Annotated in this window: 3 protein-coding genes; all 3 read left to right on the top strand. The window is 68.0% G+C overall.

What is annotated here, in order from left to right:
* Nucleotides 1-1,340: Gldg family protein (locus tag Q0K09_RS10620; protein WP_294476201.1), on the top strand; the 1,340-nt coding region annotated here is incomplete at its 5' end.
* Complete coding sequence (locus Q0K09_RS10615; RefSeq protein WP_294476198.1) at nt 1,340-2,359, top strand: DUF4340 domain-containing protein; 1,020 nt, start codon at nt 1,340-1,342, stop codon at nt 2,357-2,359. The genes Q0K09_RS10620 and Q0K09_RS10615, both read left to right, overlap by 1 nt.
* A 174-nt stretch (nt 2,360-2,533) precedes the next feature.
* A partial coding sequence (locus tag Q0K09_RS10610; protein WP_294476194.1) for a tetratricopeptide repeat protein occupies nt 2,534-3,089 on the top strand: 556 nt, incomplete at its 3' end.

Below are 3,089 nucleotides of genomic sequence, written 5' to 3'. Positions count from 1 at the left end.
TGGCGGCGGCCATCGTCCTCTTCGTCAACCTCATTGTGGGACAGCTGCCCTCCAACCTGCTGGAGTTCGACCTGTCCGACCACAAGCTCTACACCGTCTCCGACACCTCGGTGGAATTCCTCTCCGCCCTGGACCGGGACGTGGAGATTGTGATTCTGGCGGAGGAGGGGACGGTAGACGAGCGCATCGCCAAGTTCTTGGACCGCTACGCCGCCCTCTCCAGCCGCCTCACTGTCACCCAGGTGGACCCGGTGGCCCACCCCGCCGCCGCCGAGGAGTATGACGCCGCCTCCAACTCCCTGGTGGTCCGCTGTGAGGAGACGGGCCGGTCCCGGACCATCCCCTTCAGCGACATCCTGGTCTACGACACCATGTACTACTACATGTACGGACAGTATTACGAGACGGAGTTTGACGCCGAGGGGCAGCTCACCTCCGCAGTGAGCTATGTCACCCAGGACAACGGCGTGGTCCTCTACACCCTGGAAAACCACGGGGAGAGCGCACTCCCCGCCCAGGCCGCCGACGCCATCGAGAAGGCAAACCTCACCCTCTCCGGGAGTGTGAGCCTGGCCCTGGACGGCGGGGTCCCGGCCGACTGCTCCCTCCTCCTCAGCTATGCCCCCACCCGGGACCTGACCGCCGGCGAGCTGGCCCTGCTGGAGGAATACCTGGACGGGGGCGGGCAGCTGCTGGTGCTCCTGGCCCAGACCGGGGAGGAGCTGCCCAACTGGGAGGCCCTCTTCGCCGCCTACGGCCTGTCCCTGGCCGGCGGCTATGTGGCCGATCCCCAACGCTTCTACCAGCAGCTGGGCAGCCTCTACGCCATCGCGCCGGTGCTCTCCGCCTCCAGCCCGGTCACCGCCGGATTTTCCTCCGGCGACCTGACCCTGATGCTCAACGCCCGGGGCTTCACCAAGGCGGAGGAGCTGCCGGAGGACGTGACGGTGACCCCCTTCCTCCAGACCTCCTCCAGCGCCGTGGCCGTGGCCGCCGACGGCGCCCAGACCGAGGGCGCCTACCTCCTGGGTGCGGTGTGCGAGAAGACCGGCGCCGACGGCAATGCTGCCGGACGTCTCACCCTTATCTCCTCGGCCTCCTTCGTGGAGGACAGCGTCCTGACCATGCTCTCCAACGGGGTGAATCTGGACGTCTTCCTCAACGCCGTCACCGACGGCTTCGAGGAGGTCTCCAACCTCTCCATCCCGGCCAAGAGCCTGGAGATCACCTACAACACCATTCGCAATCCCGGGCTCTGGAGCACCCTCTTCACCGCCGTCATCCCCCTGGGGGTCCTGGCCCTGGGCCTCTTGGCCTGGGCGAAAAGGAGGCGGCTGTGATGAAGAAACGGCACGGGACTCAGCTTTTTGTGCTGACCATGGTGCTGGCCCTGTGCGCCGGGGCCTACCTGGGCCTGCGGTGGTGGAACGAGGGCGCGGAGGACCGGGCGGCGGCCCAGGCAGACTACCTGGCCCGGCCAGAGGACCTCACCGCCCTCTCCTTCCAGCGGGGCGCGGTCTCCCTCTCCTTTACCAAAGACGGGGAGGGGATCTGGCGCTATGACGGTGACAGCGACTTCCCGGTGGACCAGAGCCGCCTCACCGAGCTGGCGGAAACTCTCTCCGCCCTGGCAGCCGTCCGGGTCATCGGCGACCCGGAGGCCGACGCCTCCTACGGCCTGGACGCCCCGGCCTTGACCCTCACCGCCATGGACGGCGGCGGGGAGGCGGTCACCCTTCTGGTGGGGAGCCAGGTGGACGGGAATTACTACGCCCGGCCGGAGGGGGACGCCCGGGTCTACACCATCTCCTCCGGCCTCATGGACCAGACCGAGGGGGAGCTGCTGGACTTCATCGCCCTGGAGGACATCCCCTGGGTGACAGAGGCCCAGGTGCAGTCGGTGGTCCTCACCCTGGACGGGGTGGAGACCGCCTACACCAAGGAGACTATCACCCAGGAGGCGGTGGATGAGGAGACCGGAGAGACCAGCCAGACCACCGCCTACGTCTGGAGCCGGGATGGGGAGGTCCTGGACGGGGAGGACGCCGTCCTCCAGGACGGAGTAGACGCCCTCTCCCTCCTGGCCTTCCGCTCCTGCTCCGCCTGGAAGCCCGGCGAGGCCGCTCTGGCCGCCTTGGGCCTGGATGACCCGGACCGGATTGCCGTCACCTACGACGGCGGGAGCTACACCCTGCTCCTGGGGGACACCGACGAGAGCGGGAACTACTACGCCCAGCTGGAGGGCTCCTACCAGGCAGACCTCCTCTCCCCCAGCTATGTGGAGAACCTGCTGGCCCTGCCCGGCGCCCGGACCCAGACCGAGGCGGAGGCCGAAGCGGAGTCCTCCGCAGAGACCTGACCCCCGGCCCCCGGTGCGTATCCGGCCAATTTGCACCTTTTTTGACCCCCGGCCTGCGGAAAGGCGGGCCGGGGCTTTTCATCGTCATTCCATCTTGTATACCGGCCCGTTCCGTTGTAAAATAGGGGGAGAACGGCCCCTGACGGGGCCGCAGGAAAGCAGGTGGACAATACTATGGAACTTAGACCGGAAGACCGGGACAGCCTGAACCAGGAGCGGGAGCTGTCCAACGGACAAGATATCGTGATTGTCAATACCGCCCTCATCATGAAGGCCATGCAGGGGATGCAGAAGGCCCAGGCCGACTTTCAGGAGCTGTTGGAGCGGGCCGAGCTGGGGGACGCCTCGGTGCAGTACGAGCTGGGGGTTCGCTACGCCACCGGCGACGGCGTGGAGGCGGACATGGCCCAGGCCGCCCACTGGTTCGCCCAGGCGGCGGAGACCGGCGACCTCCGGGCGGTGGACGCCCTGGGCCGCTGCTACCAGAACGGCAGCGGGGTGGAGCAGGACCAGGAGCGGGGGGCGGAGCTTTTCCGCCAGGCCGCCGAGGAGGGCTTCGCCGGGGCCCTCTGCGACCTGGGCCTGTGCTATGAGAGCGGCGAGGGGGTGGAGCGGGACCCGGTCCGGGCCGCTGAGCTCTACCTCCAGGCCGCCGAGCAGGACTACGCCCCCGCCCAGTGCAACCTGGGGGTGTGCTGCCTCAACGGCATCGGGGTGGAGCAGGACCCCG

It is taken from the genome of uncultured Intestinimonas sp. (assembly GCF_944387725.1).
Classification (GTDB): domain Bacteria; phylum Bacillota; class Clostridia; order Oscillospirales; family Oscillospiraceae; genus Intestinimonas.
This window is presented reverse-complemented; position numbering and strand designations above follow the sequence as displayed.

Excerpts from the sequence above, each read along its gene's own strand:
- Q0K09_RS10615 (WP_294476198.1), top strand. The coding sequence starts at position 1,340 with ATGAAGAAACGGCACGGGACTCAGCTTTTTGTGCTGACCATGGTGCTG.